This is a genomic window from Nonomuraea sp. NPDC050022 (assembly GCF_044460705.1).
GTDB lineage: Bacteria > Actinomycetota > Actinomycetes > Streptosporangiales > Streptosporangiaceae > Nonomuraea.
On the sequence record NZ_JBITKE010000007.1, the window covers coordinates 282,880 to 301,944 of the forward strand.

Here is a 19,065-nt window from a genome sequence, read left to right on the forward strand (position 1 = left end):
CTGAGTGCGGTGAAGTGCCTGGCGCGCCTTCGAGTGCGTCGAGAGACAGATCCAACCTTTCGCCTGTCGCATAGCCAAACATCCTGGCTCTCTCCGTGTCCAGGCGTCAGGACATCCGATCTCTGCTCCGGATGACCATAAGTAGGGTTAGGAAAGTTTCCTAAAGATTGGATCGTTCCAAGATCTAGAATCTGTTGACGGTTGTGACTATTTGTGGGAACACGATGAAAAGCTCCAATCTCTCGCCGAGATACCACCCCCCGCAGGAGTGATCGAATGAACTTACGCAGGTACCGCGTCCTCGCCGGTGTCCTCGCGCTCTTCGCCGGGGCGCTGACGGTCGTGGCCCCTCCGGCCGCCGCGGCGCCCACCCGATACGAGGCGGAGAGCGCCACGATCTCGCAAGGTGTCGTGGAGTCGAACCACACCGGTTACTCCGGCACCGGCTTCGTCAACGGTGACAACGTCGCCGGATCCTCGGTCGAATGGACCATCAACGCGCCCAGCGCGGGCACCGCCACGCTGGCCTTCCGCTATGCCAACGGCACCAGCGCCAACCGGCCGAGCGACATCGCCGTCAACGGCACCGTCGTCGCCGCGGCGCGGGCGTTCAACGCCACCACGAACTGGGACACCTGGGCGACGGTCACGCTGACCGCGCCGGTCGTCGCCGGCACCAACACGATCAAGGCCACCGCCACCACCGCGGGCGGCAATCCGAACTGGGACTACCTGGAGGCCGAGGTCGCCTCGGGCTCGAACTTCACCGACTACCAGGCGGAGAGCGGCACGATCTCGCAAGGCGTCGTCGAGTCCAACCACGCCGGTTACACCGGCTCCGGCTTCGTGAACTACGACAACGTGGCCGGCTCCTACGTCGAGTTCGCGGTGAGCGCCGCGACCGCCGGGCCGCAGACCCTGACCTTCCGCTTCGCCAACGGCACCACCGTGGACCGGCCGATGAGCGTCACGGTCAACGGTACGACCGTCGCGGCCAGCCAGTCCTTCCCCAGCACCGGCGTGTGGACCACGTGGCAGGAGATCAGCGTCAACGCCACGCTGAACGCCGGCAACAACACGATCAGAGCCACCGGCACCACCGCCAACGGCGGCCCGAACCTCGACCGGCTGCGCGTCAGCGGCCCAGGTGACACCGAGAAGCCGACCGCCCCGGGTCAGCCGGTCTGCAGTGACATCACCTACAACAGCATCCGGCTGGACTGGCCGACGTCGAGCGACAACGTCGGCGTCGTGGCCTACGACATCTTCCACCAGGGCACCCAGATCGCCACCGCGCCCGCGCCGCCGTACACGGTGACGGGGCTGAATTCCGACTTCCCGTACCAGATCTCGGTGTTCGCCCGGGACGCGTCCGGGAACGTGTCGCTGAGCAGCCCGGAGGCGAACTGTCGCACGCTGCCCGCGCCCGCGGACAACCCCCCGTCGCAGCCCGGCCAGCCCACCGTGACCGGCGTGCAGCCCACCTCGGCCACCGCGACCTGGACCGCCTCGACCGACGACAACGGCGTCCGCGCCTACCTGATCCGCGACCACGCCACCGGCACCGTGCTGCAGACGGTCACCGGCACGCCGCCCGCGACCAGCGCCAGCGTGCCGCTGGAGTGCGCGCACACCTACACGCTCGACGTCGTCGCTCGTGACAGCGCCAACCAGCTGTCCACTCCGAGCGCGGCCTCCGCGTCGTTCACGACCGGCAGCTGCGGGACCGTGCCGCAGACGCCGACCACGATCGCCGGCGGCTGGGACATCCCGTGGGACATCTCCTGGGCGCCCGACGGCTCGTACGCGCTGGTCACCGAGCGGGACTCGTTCAAGGTATTCAAGATCACCCCGTCCGGCACCAAGACGCAGGTCGGCACCGTGCCCAACGTGGTGACCACCGACGGCGAGGGCGGCCTGATGGGCCTGGACTTCTCGCCCACCTGGAACGGCACGACCGACCAGGAGGTGTTCTTCATGCACACCGCCTCCGAGGGCAACCGGGTCGCGAAGATGAACTTCAACGGCACCACGCTCAGCGGCTACAGCGCGATCCTGCAGGGCATGATCGACAAGAACCGCTATCACAACGGCGGCCGCATCAGGTTCGGTCCCGACGGCTACCTGTACGTCACCACCGGTGACGCGCAGAGCAGCAGCAACGCGCCCGACCTCGACTCGCTCAACGGCAAGATCCTGCGCATCACCAAGACGGGCGCGGCCGCTCCCGGTAACCCGTTCGGCACCCGCGTCTACAGCTACGGCCACCGCAACCCGCAGGGCCTGGCGTGGGACTCGGCCGGGCGGCTGTGGGAGTCGGAGCTGGGCAACTCCTCCAGGGACGAGCTCAACCTGATCCAGCCGGGCAAGAACTACGGCTGGCCCACCTGCGAGGGCACCTGCAGCACCACCGGCATGACCAACCCCAAGTACACGTGGAGCGTCTCCGAGGCCTCGCCCAGCGGCATCGCCATCGTGAACAACACGGTGTTCATGGCGGCGCTGCGCGGCCAGCGGCTGTGGCGGATCGTGCTCAACGGCGAGAACGTCTCGACGGTCAACTCCTACTTCAACAGCACCTACGGCCGGCTCCGCGCGGTGGAGAAGGTGCCGAACGCCAGTGCCATCTGGTTCGGCTCCACCAACTCCGACAACAACGGCAACGGTGACGCCGACGTGATCAGGCGCTCCAACATCCAGTGACGCACGCTCCCTCACCAGGCGGCCGCGCTTCGGCGCGGCCGCCTGCCACCCCCTGCGGGAGCAGCTCCCGAAGCACCCCCCGAGTAACTGGAGAACCTCGCGTGATGGAACCTGACGACAGTGAGAGGAAGCCGACGCGCCGGGTGGTGCTGGGCGGCGCCTTCGGCACCCTGGCCGCGGCCGCGCTGACCGGCACTACCGCCGTCCCCGCCCATGCCGAGGCGTCGGCGGCGCCCTGGGCGCTCGACGTCCGGATGACCTCGGACGCCCAGTGGGCCGCGTTCCTGCGGGAGCAGGACCTGCTGTGGGCCAAGCTGCCCACACTCTGGCACGAGGGCCCGTTCCTGGGCGACGGCCTGCTCGGCAGCATGGTCTACAAGGAGCCGGACGCCAACAAGATCCGCTTCACCACCCAGCACGGGCGGGTCCAGGACCACCGGCCGGAGTTCGGCAGCGGGTTCGGCACCTGCCGGCTGCCCGTGGGCCATCTCACGCTCGACCCCGTCGGCACCATCACCGCCGTCGACTGGCGGCTGAGCCTGTGGGACGCCGAACTGACCGGCACCGTCACCACCTCGTCGGGGAAGATCACGTTCACCGCGTTCATCCATGACGAGACGTTCGTGGCCAGCGCCTCGGTAACGGGCGGTGAGCAGGTCCGGTGGACCTTCCACCCGGAGGTGGCCGACAGTCCCAGGCAGGCTTCGGAGGACCCGCCCTCCGGCTACACGCACAACCCGGCCTACACCACCAAGACCACCGGCGACGTCAAGCAGGTGCTCCAAGGGCTGGCCGGGGGAGGGCAGACCGCCACCGCCTACCGGCAGAGCGGCAACCTGCTGCTGCTGTCGGTCGCCCACAGCTTCCCGTCCAACACCGCGGCCGAGACGACCTCGCTCGGCCGGATCCAGAACGCGGGCACCTACGACACGTTGCGGGCGGCGCACCGGACCTGGTGGCACGCCTTCTACCGCAAGAGCTTCGTGTCCTTCCCGGACCAGCGGCTGCAGAGCTTCCACTGGATCCAGCTCTACAAGGTGGCCTCCGCCACCCGCGCGGGCGCGCCGGTGATGGCGACGACCGGCCCGTGGCTGGAGCCCACCCCGTGGCCCGGCGTGTGGTGGAACCTCAACGTGCAACTGGAGTACTGGCTCATCCACGGCTCCAACCACCTGGAGCTCGACTCGGTCACCAGCACGCTCGACCAGAACCGGGCGCAGCTGACCGCCAACGTGGGCAGCGCGTACCGCAGCGACTCCTCGGGCGTGGGCCGCAGCTCGGACATGTTCGCCAACCGGAGCGTCGGTACGCCCGGCAGCGGCGCCGAGGTCGGCGACCTGACCTGGGCGCTGCACAACGTGTGGCTGTCCTACCGGCACACGATGGACGACGCGCTGCTCAGGGTCACGTTGTTCCCGCTGCTGCGCCGGGCGATCAGCTACTACCTGCACTTCCTGGCCAGTGGCAGTGACGGCAAGCTGCACTTGCCGAGCACGCTGTCGCCCGAGTACCCGACCGTCCCGCCGCAGGACACCAACTACGACCTGGCCCTGATCAGGTGGGGCTGTCAGACGCTGCTCGACTCGGCGGCCCGCCTGGGCGTCGACGACCCGCTGAAGACCAAGTGGCAGCAGGTGCTCAGCACGCTCGTGTCGTACCCGACGGACACGAACGGCTACATGATCGGCGGCAGCACGCCGTACGCGCAGTCCCACCGCCACTACTCCCACCTTTTGATGATTTATCCCCTCTACCTGGTCAACTGGGATCAGACGGGCAACCGCTCGCTGATCGAGAAGTCGATCGTCCGGTGGCACGCTCTGACCGGCGCCCACCGGGGCTACAGCTACACCGGCGCCGCCTCCATGTACGCCATGATGCGGCGGGGCGACACGGCGCTGTCCTACCTGCTGAAGTTCTTCGACCCCTCGACGTCCTATCCGTGCCGGGCCAACACCCACTACACCGAGGCCGGGCCGGTCATCGAGACGCCGCTGTCGGCCTCGCAGTCGATCCACGACCTGCTCTGCCAGAGCTGGGGCGGCGTCGTCCGCGTCTTCCCCGCGATCCCGGGCTCGTGGCCCGACGTCACGCTGCACGACTTCCGTACGCAGGGCGCCTTCCTCGTCTCCGCGGTACGGCAGGCGGGCGCGACCCGCTTCGTCCGGGTCAGGAGCCTGGCGGGTGAGCCGCTCAAGCTCGACCACGGCCTGACCGGCACGGTCACCGCCGTGCTCGACGACGGCACTCCCGCCACGGTCTCGGACCTGGGCGGCGGCGTCCTGGGCATCACCCTGCCCAAGAACCGTGAGGTGCTCCTCTACGCGGGCGCGGTCCCGGACCTGGTCATCGCGCCGGTGCCGATCGCCAAGCCGGGCGCCGCCTGGGGTCTGCCGGGCGCGAGCACACCGCCGCCGCCGGGCCGCTACGAGGCGGAGGACGCGACGATCTCGCAGGGCGTCTTCGAGAACTCCCACACCGGTTTCAGCGGCACGGGCTACGTCAACGGCGACAACGCGGCGGGCGCCTTCATCGAGTGGGCCATCCAGGCGGCAGCGGCCGGCGCGGCGACGATCAAGCTCCGGTACGCCAACGGCACCACGACCAACCGGCCGTCGGCGATCGCCGTCAACGGTACGACGGTGTTCGCCACGCGTGACTACGCGAGCACCGGCACCTGGGACACCTGGGCCACCGACACCTTCACCGTGCCGGTCAACGCCGGGGCCAACACGTTGCGCGCCACCGCGACCACGGCCAACGGCAACCCGAACATCGACTACATCGAGGTGGCGACCGCCTCGGGGGGCGGCACCGACTACCAGGCCGAGGACGCCACGATCTCCCAGGGCGTCGTGGAGTCCAACCACACCGGCTTCACCGGCACCGGCTTCGTCAACCTCGACAACGTCACCGGTTCGTACGTCGAGTTCACCGTCACCGCCGCGGCCGCGGGGCCCGCCACGCTGACGATCCGCTACGCCAACGGCACCACGGTCAACCGGCCGATGGCCATCGCGGTCAACGGCGGCACGGCCGTGAACCGCGACTTCGCCGGCACCGGGAACTGGGACACCTGGCAGACCGCCACGCTCACCGTCCAGCTCACGGCGGGGGCCAACACGATCAGGACGACCGCCACGACGGCCAACGGGGGCCCCAACCTCGACAAGATCACAATCGGATAGGAAGCCATGGACATCACCCGACGCCAGCTGGGGACCCTCGTAGGCGCCGCGCTCCTCACCCCGTACCTGCCCGCCCGCCGGGCCGCGGCGGCACTCGCCTGGCAGCTCATGTGGGCGCCGGAGGCGTCGTCGGTCGGGCTCGGCGCGTTCGAGACGATCGAGGACGACCGCGCCGACTCCCACCCCGCCGGCCAGCCGCACATCTTCGCCGAAGGGAACAACTTCCGCTTCAACATGCACACGGTCGACCGCGACACGATGACCGACCGGCAGCGTCAGGAGGTGACCGGTACCCGTAACCCCAGCGGCTACCTGCAGTGGCTGAAGGGGGAGACGTGGCGGGTCACGTACTCGATGTTCATCCCGAGCTCGCTGAAGGCGACCACGACCTTCACCCACATCAGCCAGACGAAGATGCCGGGTACCGGCGGGCTGCCGATCACGACCACCTCGCTGCGCCGGGTGAACGGCGTGCAGACCATCGAGCACACGATCTACGAGCAGGGCATCCTGGTCGGCCGGACCAACCTGGAGCCGCTGCAGGACAAGTGGATCGACGCCGAGTACGAGATCAAGATCGGCGACGGCAGCGCGGGCTCGGTCCGCTGGGTGCTGCGCGACGGGAGCACCACGCTGGTCGACGCCACCAAGACCGGCGACACGTTCCTGGGCGACCGGGTCCGCCCCAAGTGGGGCATCTACCGCTCGCTCGGCGACACCTCGGGCTCGCTGCAGAACTGCTACATGCTGCTCACCAACATGCGGGCCTACAAGCAGGTGCAGGTCACCGCGACCCGCCTGGAGGCGGAGAACGCGACGATCTCCCAAGGCGTGGTCGAGTCCAACCACGCCGGATACTCCGGCACCGGCTTCGTCAACTCCGACAACGTGGCGGGCGCGTACACCCAGTGGGGCTTCCAGCAGGGCACCGCGGGCCCCGCGACCCTCACCATCCGGTACGCCAACGGCACCTCCGCGAACCGGCCCATGGACGTCACGGTCAACGGCACCGTCGTCGCCTCGGGCCTGAGCTTCGCGGGCACCGGCGCCTGGACCACGTGGGCGAGCAAGACCGTCAACGCCACCCTGGTCGCCGGCGCGAACACGGTCAGGCTCACCGCCACCACCGCCAACGGCTGCCCGAACCTCGACTACCTCGACATCACCGGACCCTAGGAGCACGCATATGTCCCGTGTGTCGCGTACGGCGGTCCTCGCCGTACTCGCCCTCCTGCTCGGCCTGCTCACCGCACTGCCCGCCCGGGCCGATCTGCAACACCCGCGCCAGGCGTTCCTGCGCAACTCGATCGCCGGCCTCTTCCTGCACTGGGGCGAGCGCACCTCGCCGCAGCACACCAGCTGCAGCGGCTGGGAGGCCGACGTGACCAACGGCGGCTGGAGCGCCTCCTACTGGGTCAACGAGGCCAAGAAGCTGCACGCCCAGTACATCGTCCTGGCCACCTTCCACAGCAGGCTCGGCTACGCCCGGCCCTACCCGTCGTCGATCCCCGGCTCGTGCCGCACCACGCGGGACTTCCTGGGCGAGCTGATCGACGCCGCCGACGCGCAGGGGCTGAAGGTCATCAACTACATGACCGACGACCCGCAGTGGCACAACGAGGGGCTCAGCTCCGGCGACTGGCTCAACTCCTCGGCCTTCTCCAGCTACGTGGGCCACAACGTGGACCTGACCACCCGTGACGGATTCGGGGAGTTCAGCTACCTGCAGTTCTTCGAGCAGATGCAGCGCTATCCGAAGCTGGCCGGGTTCTGGATCGACAACGACAACGCCTACTGGGAGAGCAACAACCTCTACGCCAAGATCTACCAGCAGCGCCCGGACATGACGATCTCGAACAACAACGAAGACACGCCGATCATGGACATGATCAGCAACGAGCAGAAGACCGGCATGTCGCCCTCCTACGACTACCCGCAGGCGGTCTACACGGCGCTGCCGAGGCTGATCGAGGCCGACTTCAAGCTGCCGACCGGCGGCCCCTGGTGGTACGGCGGGTCTGACGAGGCGGTCGACCGCAAGCTCACGCTGGGCCGGCTCATCACCAACGCCGGATCGTCGGTGAAGGCGCTGATGGCCGAGACCGCGATGGTCAACGGCAAGTTCCCCGCCCAGCAGGTGAGCTTCAACAACTTCGCCAACACCTATCTGGAGGAGATCTGGGAGTCGCTCGGCGGCACCGAGGGCGGCGGTTACATGTTCGGCGGCCTCAAACCGGGCTTCTGGAACAACGGCGCCCACGGCGTGACGACGATCTCCAAGACCGATCCCAACCGGCACTACATCCACGTCGTCACGCCGCCGTCCGGCAGCACGCTGTCGGTGCGTGACAACGGCTACCGGATCAGCTCGGTGACGAACCTGCGCACCGGCTCGCCGGTGACGTTCACGCAGGCCAACGGGACGCTGACGCTGAGCGGCATCTCCTCCTGGGACCAGTACGACACGGTCTTCAAGGTGATCTCCAGCGGCCGCGAGGGCATCTACAGCGGCGTCTCGCTGTCGGCGAGCTCCTCCACCAGCGGTCACGGCGCCTCGGCGGCGGGTGACGGCGACTACCTCACCTACTGGGACAGCAACGCCGCCGAGCCCGCGTCGCTGACCTTCGACCTGGGTTCGGCCAAGCGGATCCAGTACCTGGCGTTCAACCAGCGGGAGGACTCGACGGTCTATCCGTCGTCCGGGTCGGCCCGCGTCTCCGGCTACCAGGTGTACGTCAGCAACGACGGGTCGAGCTGGGGGAGCGCGGTCAAGACCGGCACCGTGCCGAACGCGCGCGGCGTGCAGTTCATCGACCTGACCGCCACCACCGCCCGCTACGTCAGGCTCACCAAGACCGGCCACCACGGCGTCTCCCGCTGGCGGGTGGACGAGGCGTGGGTCGGCGGCCAGTACGCGGCCGGCGGCGGCACGACACCTCCGCCGGGCCGCTATGAGGCGGAGGACGCGACGATCTCGCAGGGCATCTTCGAGAACTCCCACACCGGTTACAGCGGCACGGGCTACGTCAACGGCGACAACGCCGCCGGGTCCTATCTGCAGTGGTCCGTCACCGCCGCCGCCGCGGGCACGGCGACGATCAAGTTCCGGTACGCCAACGGCACGACGACCAACCGGCCGTCGGCGATAGCGGTCAACGGCACGACGGTGTTCGCCACCCGTGATTACGCGAGCACCGGCACCTGGGACACCTGGGCCACCGACACCTTCACGGTCCCGGTCAACGCCGGGGCCAACACGATCCGGGCCACCGCGACCACGGCCAACGGCAACCCGAACATCGACTACATCGACGTGGACGTGACACCGGGCGGCGGAACCACCACCGACTACCAGGCCGAGGACGCCACGATCTCCCAGGGCGTCGCGGAGTCCAACCACACCGGCTTCACCGGGACCGGCTTCGTCAACTACGACAACCTCGTCGGCTCCTACGTCGAGTTCACGGCGAACGCCGAGTCGGCCGGGAACGCCACGCTGACGCTGAGGTTCGCCAACGGCACCGCGGCCAACCGGCCGATGGACGTCACGGTCAACGGCACCCTCGTCTCCGACGAGCTCGCCTTCGACCCGACGGCGAACTGGGACACCTGGACGACCAAGTCGATCACCGTCCCGCTGAACGCGGGCGCCAACACCATCCGCGCCACCGCCACCACGGCCGGCGGCGGTCCGAACCTCGATCGCGTCACGATCGGTTGAGCCCCGGCCGCCGTGCGGGCGTGGACGCTTCGCACGGCGGCCGGCACCAACGGCAGCCATGGCCCAGAAGGCGCACGTAGCGGCGGCGCGCCGGCTCCACCGGAGGAGCGTTCCCCTGGACAGTCCCCGGCCCCGTACGGCGCTTGGCGCTCACCGGGCCGGCCGTACGAGCAAAGGAGAGAATCCCGTGAGAGGGAGAGGGATAGTCACGGCGGTGGCGGTGCTCTTAGCGGGCCTGTTCGCAGGCCTTCAGCCCGCGGCCGCGTCCGACAACGGCCTGTCGATCAGGCCCGCCATGGGGTGGAGCAGCTGGAGCTTCGTGCGGCGCTGGCCCGATGAGACCAAGATGAAGGCCCAGGCCGACGCGCTGGTCAGCAGCGGCCTGGCCGCGCACGGCTACGTCTACGTCAACCTCGACGACTTCTACCAGAAGTGCGACTCCAACGGCTTCCAGGTCGACGGCTTCGGGCGGTGGGCCGTCGACACCGCCAAGTTCCCCGGCGGGATCAAGGCGCTGGCCGACTACGTGCACGCCAAGGGGCTGAAGTTCGGCTTCTACGTCACGCCCGGCATCGCCAAGAACGCCGTCACCGCCAACAAGCCCGTCGAAGGCACCTCGTACCACGCGCAGGACATCGCCGACACCTCCCAGACGCACAAGAACTACAACTGCAAGAACATGTACCGGCTGAACTACTCCCACCCCGGCGCGCAGCTGTTCATCAATTCGTGGGCGAACCAGATGGCCTCGTGGGGCGTCGACTACCTGAAGATCGACGGCGTGGACGCGACGACGGTCGCCGACGTCGAAGCCTGGGACAAGGCGCTGCGCCAGACCGGCCGGCCGATCAACTTCGCGCTGTCCAACAACCTGCCCATCGCCCAGGCCACCACGTGGAAGCGGCTGGCCAACAGCTGGCGCACCCAGGGCGACGTCGAGTGCTACTGCGGTCCCGGCGCGAACGGGAGCGGGTTCCCCCTCACCGACTGGTCGCACGTCTCCAGCCGGTTCACCTCGGCCGCCAGCTGGCAGCAGTACGCCGGTCCCGGCGGCTGGAACGACTACGACTCCCTGGAGGTCGGCAACGGCGACCAGGTCGGTCTCACCGCCGACCAGCGGCGTACGCACATGACGCACTGGGCCATGATCTCCAGCCCGCTGCTGCTCGGCACCGACCTGACCGCGCTCACCTCGACCGACCTGGCCATGCTGACCAACGACCGGCTCATCGCCGTCGACCAGGACGGCGTCGCCGCCAGTCGGGTTGTGAACAGTGGTGTCAACCAGGTGTGGCGTAAACGGGAGTCGAACGGCGACTACATCGTGGCGCTCTACAACACCGGAACCTCCGGCAACTCCACCGTCAGCGTCACCTGGTCGCAAGTGGGCTTCACCGGGCCCGCCGAGGTCACGAACCTGTGGTCCGGCGCCTCGGAAGGCACCGTCGCCTCCTCCTACAGCGCCACCCTGCGCCCCGGCGAGACCCGCCTCATCCGCGCCCGGCCCACCACTGTGACCCCGCACTACGAGGCGGAGAACGCGACGATCTCGCAGGGCGTCGTCGAGTCCAACCACGCGGGCTACTCGGGCACCGGCTTCGTCAACTACGACAACGTCGTCGGCTCGTACGTCGAGTACACCGTCAACGCCACCGCGGCCGGCAACGCCAACGTCACCCTCAGGTACGCCAACGGCACCACGGTCAACCGCCCGATGACCATCACCGCCAACGGCACCACGCTGACCCGCGACTTCCCCAGTACCGGCGACTGGGACACCTGGGCGACGGCCACGTTCACACTGCCGCTGACCGCCGGGGCCAACACCATCCGCGCGACGGCCACCACCGCGAACGGCGGCCCGAACGCGGACTACATCGACGTGTCGGCGGCCACCCAGCCCGGCACCGAATATCAGGCGGAGAGCGCGACGATCTCGCAGGGCGTGGCGGAGTCCAACCACACCGGCTTCACCGGGACCGGCTTCGTCAACTACGACAACCTCGTGGGCTCCTACGTCGAGTTCGCCGTTAACGCCACCGCCGCGGGCGCCACGCCCCTGACGATCCGGTACGCCAACGGGACGGCGGTGGACCGGCCGATGGAGGTCACGGTGAACGGCACGGCGGTGACCACCCGGTCCTTCCCCGCCACCACGAACTGGGACACCTGGGCCGACGGCACGGTCACGGTAGACCTCCAGGCGGGGGCCAACACGATCCGCCTCACGGCCACGACCGAGGGCGGCGGCCCCAACCTGGACCGGGTCACGCTGGGCTGACATCGACCCCGACCGAGGGCGGCGGCCCCCCGGCCCGGATCACGTCATGCTCGGCTTGACCCGACCACGGGCGCACGCACACCGGCCTGGCGGTGTGCGTGCGCCCTACCCCCTTTATGCGGCTTTCGACCAGATGGCGAGGCCCAGGCACATCTCGTCGCTGGTTCCCTCGCCCCAGACCACGTAGCGCGGCTGCAGCTTGCGCAGCTGCGGCAGCCGCGCGCGCAGCCCGGCGTCATGCGTGCAGGTCACCCGTAGCATGTCGCCCTTCTTGAGGGTGACCGGCTTGGCCAGCACGCGGAGCGCCTGGTCGTCGAAGTCGTAGTTCGGGACGTTCAGCAGCGTCTGCGCCTTGGGCGTGCCGGGGTTGAGCTCGACCTTGATGGAGCGCCCGAGCAGGTGCATGTGCCCGGCCATCGCGTGCAGCGTGATGGGCCCCGGGACGGGCCGGTCGCAGTGCTGCGTCGGCCCCGGCTTGAGCGGCCCGCACATCTTGGCCAGCTGGTCGGCCTGCTCCTCGGACCCCGGCCCGAACCTGCGCGCCACGTCCTTGACGGCGGCGGCCCGGTCGCACAGCGCGCCGGACTCCTGCGGCGTGCACGGCAGCTCCACCGGCCCCGGGAGCAGCGCGGTCTCCAACGGCTCCAGGGTCTTGTCGGTGAGCCGCAGCCGGATGCCCGACTTGTCGGATCCGGGGGTGCCTTCCACGTTCAGCGTGTTGTAGTGGATCTGCATGATGAGCTTGCTGCCCGGCGGCAACGCGTAGCCATAGCGCGAGTCGAGCAGTGTCTCGTTGGTCCCCGGCGCCCAGTGCGCCACCCAGGAGGCGTCGTCCACGCCGGCGTCACCGAAGCACGTCCAGCCCTGACCGGGGGTGCTGTCGTCGAGCGTCTTCGCCTTGGCGGCCTGCCTGGGGTCTACCCGGAAGAAGATCGCGTGGTGCACGATGTCGGCGTTCTGCGGCTGGAACTGGGCTCCGGTCAGGAACGCCTGCTTCGTCAGCTTGGGGTCGATGACGAAACACCGGTAGTCGTCCGTGCCGCCGTTGGGGGCGTGCGGCGTGTAGGGCTCCGCCATCGTCAAGGACTCGAACCGCTCGCCGTCGCGTAAGGGGGCGGCCACCGGCGCGACCTTGGCCCCATGTCCCCCGGCGTGGCTCGGGTGGGCCGCCGGGGTGGCCGTGGTGGCCGTCCCGCATGAGGCGAGCAGGGCGACCACGGCGCACGAGGCGGCGATACGGGCTAGTCGAATCATGTTTCCACGGTCCCGCGTGACCCGGCGCGGGACATCCTTCCGGAGGACGTTCCGTGTCCTTCCTTGGAATGACCGCCGAGGTCCGCCTTCCGAATGCGGGGGAGTGCAACGTTAGTTGTAGATCGCCGTGCTCGTCAGCGGTAGATCACCGGCAGGCGAGCCGCGGATCACCGGCTTGTCAGCTGTAGATCACTGACAGGAAGCGCACCAGCACCGCCTCCCGCCGGGGCGCGGGCAGCGCGTCCAGGACCGCGTTGACCAGCGCCATCTCCGGCTGTCCCGCGCCGGGCCGCAGGTCCACCCCGACCGCCGCGGCCAGCTCGGCGAAGGCCGCGTCGTCCAGTGCCTCCAGGTCGAGGTCCACGACCAGGTCGATCAGCCCGTCGGGGAGTACGGCCGGACCGCGCGTCCGGGCGGCCGCCGCCGCCTCGCCGATGACCTTCAGCAGCGCCTCGATCCCCGAGAGCGTCACCCCGGTGACCGTGATGTGCAGGTTGGCCGGGATGCCCGCGTACGACAGCTGCGGCTGGAGGTACCAGCCGCGCCGCCGCGCCTCGTCGGCCAGGACGAACACGTCGAGCTCCGCCGAGGTGAACGCCACCAGCGAGCTCTCCGGATCGCCCAGCACCCGCAGCCCCGGGATCGCCGCGATGCCCGCGCGTAATCTGGCCGTCGCCTCCAGCGTGGTCCGGCCCAGGGCCAGGTAACCGTCGCGGCCCAGAGCCTGGAGAGTGGCCCACGCCCCGCCGAGCGACCCCGCCGACCTGGAGCTCTGCACGGTGGCGTTGATGACGGTGTAGCCGGGCCAGGCGGCCGAGGCGAAGTACGCCTTTCGGCGCGTCGCCGGGTCGGCGAACAGCACGACCGAGGCGCCCTTCGGGGCGTACCCGAACTTGTGCAGGTCACAGGAGAGCGAGGTGACCCCCGGCACCGACAGGTCGAACGGCGGGATCGCCGCGCCGGCCGCCCGCAGCCACGGCAGCAGCCACCCGCCCACGCACGCGTCCACATGGCAGCCGACTCCCGCGGCGGCGGCCACGGCCGCGATCTCCTCGACCGGGTCGATCACGCCCTGGGGGTACGACGGCGCCGAGGCGACGACCAGGACGGTGTCGTCGTCCATCGCCGCCGCCACGGCCCGCGCGCCGGCCTTGAACGTGACCGGATCGACCGGCACCGGCCTGACCTCGAGCCCGAGGTAGTGCGCCGCCTTGTGGAAGGCCGGATGAGTGGTGACGGGGAGCACCAGGTTGGGCCGGTCGCGCCCGGCCGCGTCGCGGGCGGCCTTCACCGCCAGCATGATCGACTCGGTGCCGCCGCTGGTGAAGATGCCGTGGCCGCCGCCCAGCAGGTCGGCGACGGCGCCGACGACCTGCCTCTCCATCTCCACCACGCTGGGGAACGCCGTCGGGTCGAGGCAGTTGACCTCCAGCATCTCCGCGTAGGCGCGGGCCGCCGCCTCGTGAACGCCGTCCCGGCCGCTGTCGTAGACATAGGCGGTCACCTGGCCGCCCCTGACCGGCAGATCGTGCTCCTTGAGCCGGGCCACCTCGGCCAGCAGTTCGTCGGCGGCCCTCCCGGTGTCGGGCAGGTTCACACGCTCTCCTCGTATCATGGCGCCGCCGTGGTCACGGGGTTTCGCCGGGCAGCCCGAGCATGCGGTGCACGGTCAGGTGCAGGTGGGCGCGGAAGCGGCGCAGCGCCACCGTGTCGCTCCCGCCCCTGCGGTGGCCCTCCTCGTCCAGCACGCCGCCCTTGGCGAACCCGTGCACGCACCAGATCACCGACCACATGGCGTACTCCAGGTCGACCGCGCGGTCGATCACCCCGGCCGCCACCGAGGGACGCAGGGCGTCGGTCACCATCACCACCAGCGGCTGGACGTAGTGGCGTTCGAGCTCGGTGAGGTCGCTGGCGTCGGAGAGCCAGCGGTGCATCCACAGCGCCGGCACCTCGGGATGGACCACGCAGAACTCCAGGTAGTCGTCGATCAGCCGGTGAATCCCGGTGACCGGGTCGTCGCCGCCCAGGCGGCCCAGCGCCCCCTCCAGGGCGGCGCGCTCGGCCTGGTGGGCGCGCTCCATCACGGCGAGGTAGAGCTCCCGCTTGCCGCCGACGTGGTAGTTGACGGTGGCGATGTTCAGGCCCGCCGCGTCGGCGATCTGCCTGGTGGAGGTGCCGTCGAAGCCGAGTGCGGCGAAGAGCTGTGTCGCGACTTTCATGATCACGGTGACCTGGTCACTGTCTCTCATGGAACGAAACTAATCCGGCCTCCGCCGCTCCGTCAATCACTTGATGGAGTCACTTTAGGTGCCATCTCAATTACTTCTCGTGACATTCCTTTGAGGTGGCTGTTACTGGTAATCCATGACCATCTTCTCAGGGCGGTTCGTGGTCCCCTTCCTCGCGACTCTCCTGCTCGTCCCGCCGGCCGGCGCCGCCGCGACCGCGCGCACGATGCCCGTCCCGATCTCGGTGACCGAAGCCCGTACGGCGCTCGACGGCCTGACCGTCGGCGAGAGGGGCACACTCCACGGCTACAGCCACACCCGCTTCATGCCCGAATGGGCCCCGCAGCGGGGCGCGTGCGACACCCGAGAGATCGTCCTGAACCGTGACGGACAGGCCGTCCGGCGCGACGCGTCCTGCCGTGTCATGGCCGGCACCTGGTACAGCCGCTACGACGGCAAGCTGCTCACCAGCGAGGCGAACATCGACGTCGACCACCTCGTCCCCCTGGCCAACGCCTGGCGTTCGGGCGCCGACACCTGGACCGACGCCCAGCGCCACGCCTTCGCCAACGACCTGATCCGCCCCGAACTGGTCACCGTCAGCGCCACCGCCAACATCGACAAGGGCGGCAGCACGCCGATCACCTGGCGGCCGCCGGTCGTCGCCTATTGGTGCACGTACGCCCGGTCGTGGATCACCGTCAAGCGGCACTACGCGCTGCGGATCACGAAGGCGGAGAAGGCCGCGCTGCATGAGATGCTCGGCACCTGCTCGCCCTGATCACCGGGATAGGGTCGGGTGATGTTCACCCAGTAGCGCCGCCACCAGGTGCGGGCCCAGCTGATCGAGCGGGCCCGCGTGGACGACCGGATCATCGGCGCCGCGCTCACCGGCTCGGCCGCGCACGACGCTGAGGACCGCTGGTCCGACATCGACCTCTTCTTCGGCGTGGCCGACGGTGTCGAGCCGGAGGCGGTGCTGGGCGACTGGAGCGACTTCGCCTACCGGGAGCTCGGCGCGATCCACCACTTCGACCTGCGCGGCGGCTCGGCCGTGTACCAGGCCTTCCTGCTCGGGGACTCGCTCGAGGTGGACCTGGGGTTCACGGCCGCGACCACGTTCGGGCCGGTGGGTGAGGGGGCCTTCCGCACGGTGTTCGGCGCGGCGGCCGAACGGCGGTCGGCACCGGCCGATCCCGGGCATCTGGTCGGCCTGGCCTGGCATCACGTGCTCCACGCCCGCGTCTCGATCGAGCGCGGGGCACTGTGGCAAGCCGAACACTGGATCAGCGGCATCCGCGACCACACCCTGGCCCTGGCCTGCCTGCGCCTCAGCCTGCCCGCCGCCTACGCCAAGGGCGCCGACCGGCTGCCCGCCGAGATCACCGAACCCGTCGGCGAAGCGCTCGTCCGCGCCCTCGACCGCGCCGAGCTGGCCCGCGCGCTCGGCGCGGTCACGCGGGCCCTGCTGCGCGAGCTGCGCGAGACGGACCCGCGGCGCGCCGTGGACCTGGAGAAGCCGCTCCTCGACCTGGCGGCCCTTTCCTAGGGCAGGACGCGGCGCTCATCACGGAATGCGGGCCTCGATCTGCTCGCGGGCGTGTGGGCATTCGTCGAAGCGCAGCGGGCACGCCAGCGCGTGCTCGATCAGCTCCTTCGCCGTCTGCGCCTGCGCGATGCGCTGCTCGAGCACGGCGAGATGCCCCTTGAGCAGGTCGGCGTGGTCCATGGGATCGGGCGAGCCGAGCACCTCGCGCAATGCGCCCAGGCCCAAGCCGGCCTCCTTGCCCAGCAAGATCATGGCTACGCGCCGCAGATCGGCCGGGCCGTAGCGGCGGTGGCCGCTCTCGTGCCTGGCCGGATCCAGCAGCCCGGCGCTCTCCCAGTGCCGCAGCACGTGCGTGGGCAGCTCGAACCGGGCGGCCAGCTCGCCGATGGTCATGCTTGACTTCATGTGCACATTAACCTTCATCGTGGCCGCATGAGCAACCAAGCCGCACTGGCCGTCACGCGCGTGGCCAACTCGTGCGTACTCCTCGAGATCAACGGCCATGCCGTACTCACCGACCCGTTCTTCACCGAACGCTGGCACCTGCACCGAGGCGAACCGCTCGGCATGACCGTGGCCGAGCTGCCCCGGCTGGACGCCATCATCGCCAGCCACTCCTACCCCAACCATTGGGACCTGCGCGCGCTGCGGACGTTCCCCCGCAAGGCGGCCACGCCTGTCTTCGTGAGCAGCGCCCGGATGGCCCGCCAGGCGCGGGACCTCGGCTTCCGGCAGGTGGAACACCTCGAATGGGGGCAGAGCGGCCACCCCACCGAGGAGCTTTCGATCGAGGCCACCCCCGCCGGGCGCACCCTCCTGTGGCGCCACAACGCGTACGTGCTCAGCGGCGGCGGGCTCCGCGTCTTCTTCGGCGGCGAGATCCGCGACGTGTCGCTTTTGGAGCGCTACCGGGCCGAACATCCGCCGGTCGACCTGGCGCTGTTGCCGGTCAACGGGTTGCGGGCGTTCGTCGGGCCGCCGATCGTCATGGGGCCCGAGCAGGCCGTGGCCGGGAGCAGCGCCCTGGGGGCGCGCGTCCTGGTACCCGTGCACGACGCCCACAGTGACGACGACCTGCTCGCCCGCGTGATCCGCCGCAACGGCACCGGTATTGAGGCCAAGTCCCTGGCGGACGCCCGCGCGGAGGGACCCGACGTGGTGAACCTGCCGACGGGCCGGAGGTGGACCTACCCCGCGGTCAGCCGTTCGTGATCGACAATGGGGAGGTCTGAGCCCAGCTGGAGGAGATCGGCATGACCATCGCCGCGTACACCGTGACCGCACCCGTCGCCGAGCACGGGGAGGGCCCCGTGTGGTCCGCTCGCTGGGGCGGCCTCCGGTTCGTCGACATGATGGCCGGCGACGTGCTGGCGCTCGACCCGGACGGCTCGGTCCGCCGCCGCCACGTCGGCGCGGTCGCGGCGACGATCCGCCCGCGCGCCGCCGGCGCGGGCTACGTGGTCGCGGCCGAGCGGGAGCTGCTGCTGGCCGACTCCGACGAGCTGGACGCGCCGCTGCGCTCGCTCGGCGAGGCGTGGAGCGATTCGTCGGTACGCATGAACGACGGCGGCTGCGACCCCGACGGCCGCTTCTACATCGGCAGCATGGCCTACGACGAGACCCCGGGACGCGGCTCCCTCTACGTGGCCGAGGCCGGTGGCGGGCTGCGCGTGGTGCTGCCGGAGGTCACGATCTCCAACGGCCTGGACTTCAGCCCGGCCGGCGACCTCGCCTACTACGCCGACACGACGACCGGGCGAGTCGACGTGCTGGACTACGACCGGGAGAGCGGGCTCACCGGACGGCGGCCGTTCGCGGTCGTGGACCCGGCCGACGGCGCCCCCGACGGGCTCACGGTCGACTCCGAGGGCGGCGTGTGGCTGGCGCTGTGGGGCGGCGCCGCCGTACACCGCTACAGCCCGGAGGGCCGTCTCGAGGCCGTCGTCCGGCTCCCGGTACGCAAGGTCACCGCGGTCGCCTTCGGCGGCGACAACCTCGACCAGCTGTTCATCACCACCTCGGCCCTCGACGTGGACCGGGTGGAACAGCCGGCCGCGGGCGCGCTCTTCGCCGCCGAGCCGGGTGTGCGCGGCCGCCCCGTCCTGCAGTGCGCGCTCTGAACGGCCGCACTGTGGGCG

At 69.8% G+C, this 19,065-nt stretch carries 13 protein-coding genes; 9 read left to right on the forward strand and 4 right to left on the reverse strand.

Annotated elements, in window-relative coordinates:
- Positions 1 to 276: 276 nt before the first annotated feature.
- The 5 genes from ACIBO2_RS30400 to ACIBO2_RS30420 all read left to right on the forward strand — a co-directional run bounded on the left by ACIBO2_RS30400 (position 277) and on the right by ACIBO2_RS30420 (position 11,893).
- Positions 277 to 2,703: a PQQ-dependent sugar dehydrogenase gene (locus ACIBO2_RS30400; protein ID WP_358542631.1), complete on the forward strand. Its 2,427-nt coding sequence runs from the start codon at positions 277 to 279 to the stop codon at positions 2,701 to 2,703.
- A gap of 104 nt (positions 2,704 to 2,807) precedes the next feature.
- Complete coding sequence (locus ACIBO2_RS30405) at positions 2,808 to 5,891, forward strand: glycosyl hydrolase family 95 catalytic domain-containing protein (protein WP_397301213.1); 3,084 nt, start codon at positions 2,808 to 2,810, stop codon at positions 5,889 to 5,891.
- Between the two features lie 6 nt (positions 5,892 to 5,897).
- Positions 5,898 to 7,067: a carbohydrate-binding protein gene (locus ACIBO2_RS30410; protein ID WP_397301216.1), complete on the forward strand. Its 1,170-nt coding sequence runs from the start codon at positions 5,898 to 5,900 to the stop codon at positions 7,065 to 7,067.
- 10 nt (positions 7,068 to 7,077) lie between these two features.
- Positions 7,078 to 9,612, forward strand: a complete 2,535-nt coding sequence (locus tag ACIBO2_RS30415; RefSeq protein ID WP_397301219.1) for a carbohydrate-binding protein — start codon at positions 7,078 to 7,080, stop codon at positions 9,610 to 9,612.
- A gap of 214 nt (positions 9,613 to 9,826) precedes the next feature.
- Positions 9,827 to 11,893 carry a carbohydrate-binding protein gene (locus ACIBO2_RS30420; RefSeq protein WP_397301222.1) on the forward strand — a complete coding sequence of 689 codons (2,067 nt, stop codon included), beginning with the start codon at positions 9,827 to 9,829 and terminating at the stop codon, positions 11,891 to 11,893.
- Positions 11,894 to 12,007: 114 nt separating this feature from the next.
- Here the strand turns inward: ACIBO2_RS30420 and ACIBO2_RS30425 are convergent, their stop codons facing one another.
- The 3 genes from ACIBO2_RS30425 to ACIBO2_RS30435 all read right to left on the reverse strand — a co-directional run bounded on the left by ACIBO2_RS30425 (position 12,008) and on the right by ACIBO2_RS30435 (position 15,399).
- Entirely contained in the window at positions 12,008 to 13,147 is a 1,140-nt protein-coding gene (locus ACIBO2_RS30425) for a monooxygenase (RefSeq protein WP_397301224.1), read from the reverse strand.
- A 178-nt stretch (positions 13,148 to 13,325) separates the two neighbouring features.
- Positions 13,326 to 14,744: a pyridoxal phosphate-dependent decarboxylase family protein gene (locus tag ACIBO2_RS30430; RefSeq protein ID WP_397301227.1), complete on the reverse strand. Its 1,419-nt coding sequence runs from the start codon at positions 14,742 to 14,744 to the stop codon at positions 13,326 to 13,328.
- A 31-nt stretch (positions 14,745 to 14,775) separates the two neighbouring features.
- Positions 14,776 to 15,399: a TetR/AcrR family transcriptional regulator gene (locus ACIBO2_RS30435; protein ID WP_358542644.1), complete on the reverse strand. Its 624-nt coding sequence runs from the start codon at positions 15,397 to 15,399 to the stop codon at positions 14,776 to 14,778.
- Between the two features lie 115 nt (positions 15,400 to 15,514).
- Here ACIBO2_RS30435 and ACIBO2_RS30440 point away from each other — a divergent pair, with 115 nt between their 5' ends.
- The gene (locus ACIBO2_RS30440) at positions 15,515 to 16,159 is read left to right on the forward strand and encodes an HNH endonuclease family protein (RefSeq protein WP_358542646.1); all 645 of its coding nucleotides are present in this window, start codon (positions 15,515 to 15,517) and stop codon (positions 16,157 to 16,159) included.
- 48 nt (positions 16,160 to 16,207) lie between these two features.
- A complete protein-coding gene (locus ACIBO2_RS30445; protein WP_397301230.1) occupies positions 16,208 to 16,927 on the forward strand; it encodes a hypothetical protein in 720 nt (239 codons plus the stop codon).
- An 18-nt stretch (positions 16,928 to 16,945) separates the two neighbouring features.
- On the opposite strand, the gene ACIBO2_RS30450 is transcribed toward ACIBO2_RS30445, so the two are convergent.
- Positions 16,946 to 17,332: a MerR family transcriptional regulator gene (locus ACIBO2_RS30450; RefSeq protein ID WP_397301233.1), complete on the reverse strand. Its 387-nt coding sequence runs from the start codon at positions 17,330 to 17,332 to the stop codon at positions 16,946 to 16,948.
- A gap of 27 nt (positions 17,333 to 17,359) precedes the next feature.
- Here ACIBO2_RS30450 and ACIBO2_RS30455 point away from each other — a divergent pair, with 27 nt between their 5' ends.
- Together ACIBO2_RS30455 and ACIBO2_RS30460 are read left to right on the forward strand one after the other, a co-directional pair.
- Positions 17,360 to 18,139, forward strand: coding sequence for an MBL fold metallo-hydrolase (locus ACIBO2_RS30455; RefSeq protein WP_358542652.1), 780 nt, complete (start codon positions 17,360 to 17,362; stop codon positions 18,137 to 18,139).
- A gap of 41 nt (positions 18,140 to 18,180) precedes the next feature.
- Positions 18,181 to 19,047 (forward strand): SMP-30/gluconolactonase/LRE family protein, encoded by an 867-nt coding sequence (locus ACIBO2_RS30460; protein WP_397301236.1) that lies wholly within the window; start codon positions 18,181 to 18,183, stop codon positions 19,045 to 19,047.
- The last annotated feature ends 18 nt before the right edge of the window (positions 19,048 to 19,065 follow it).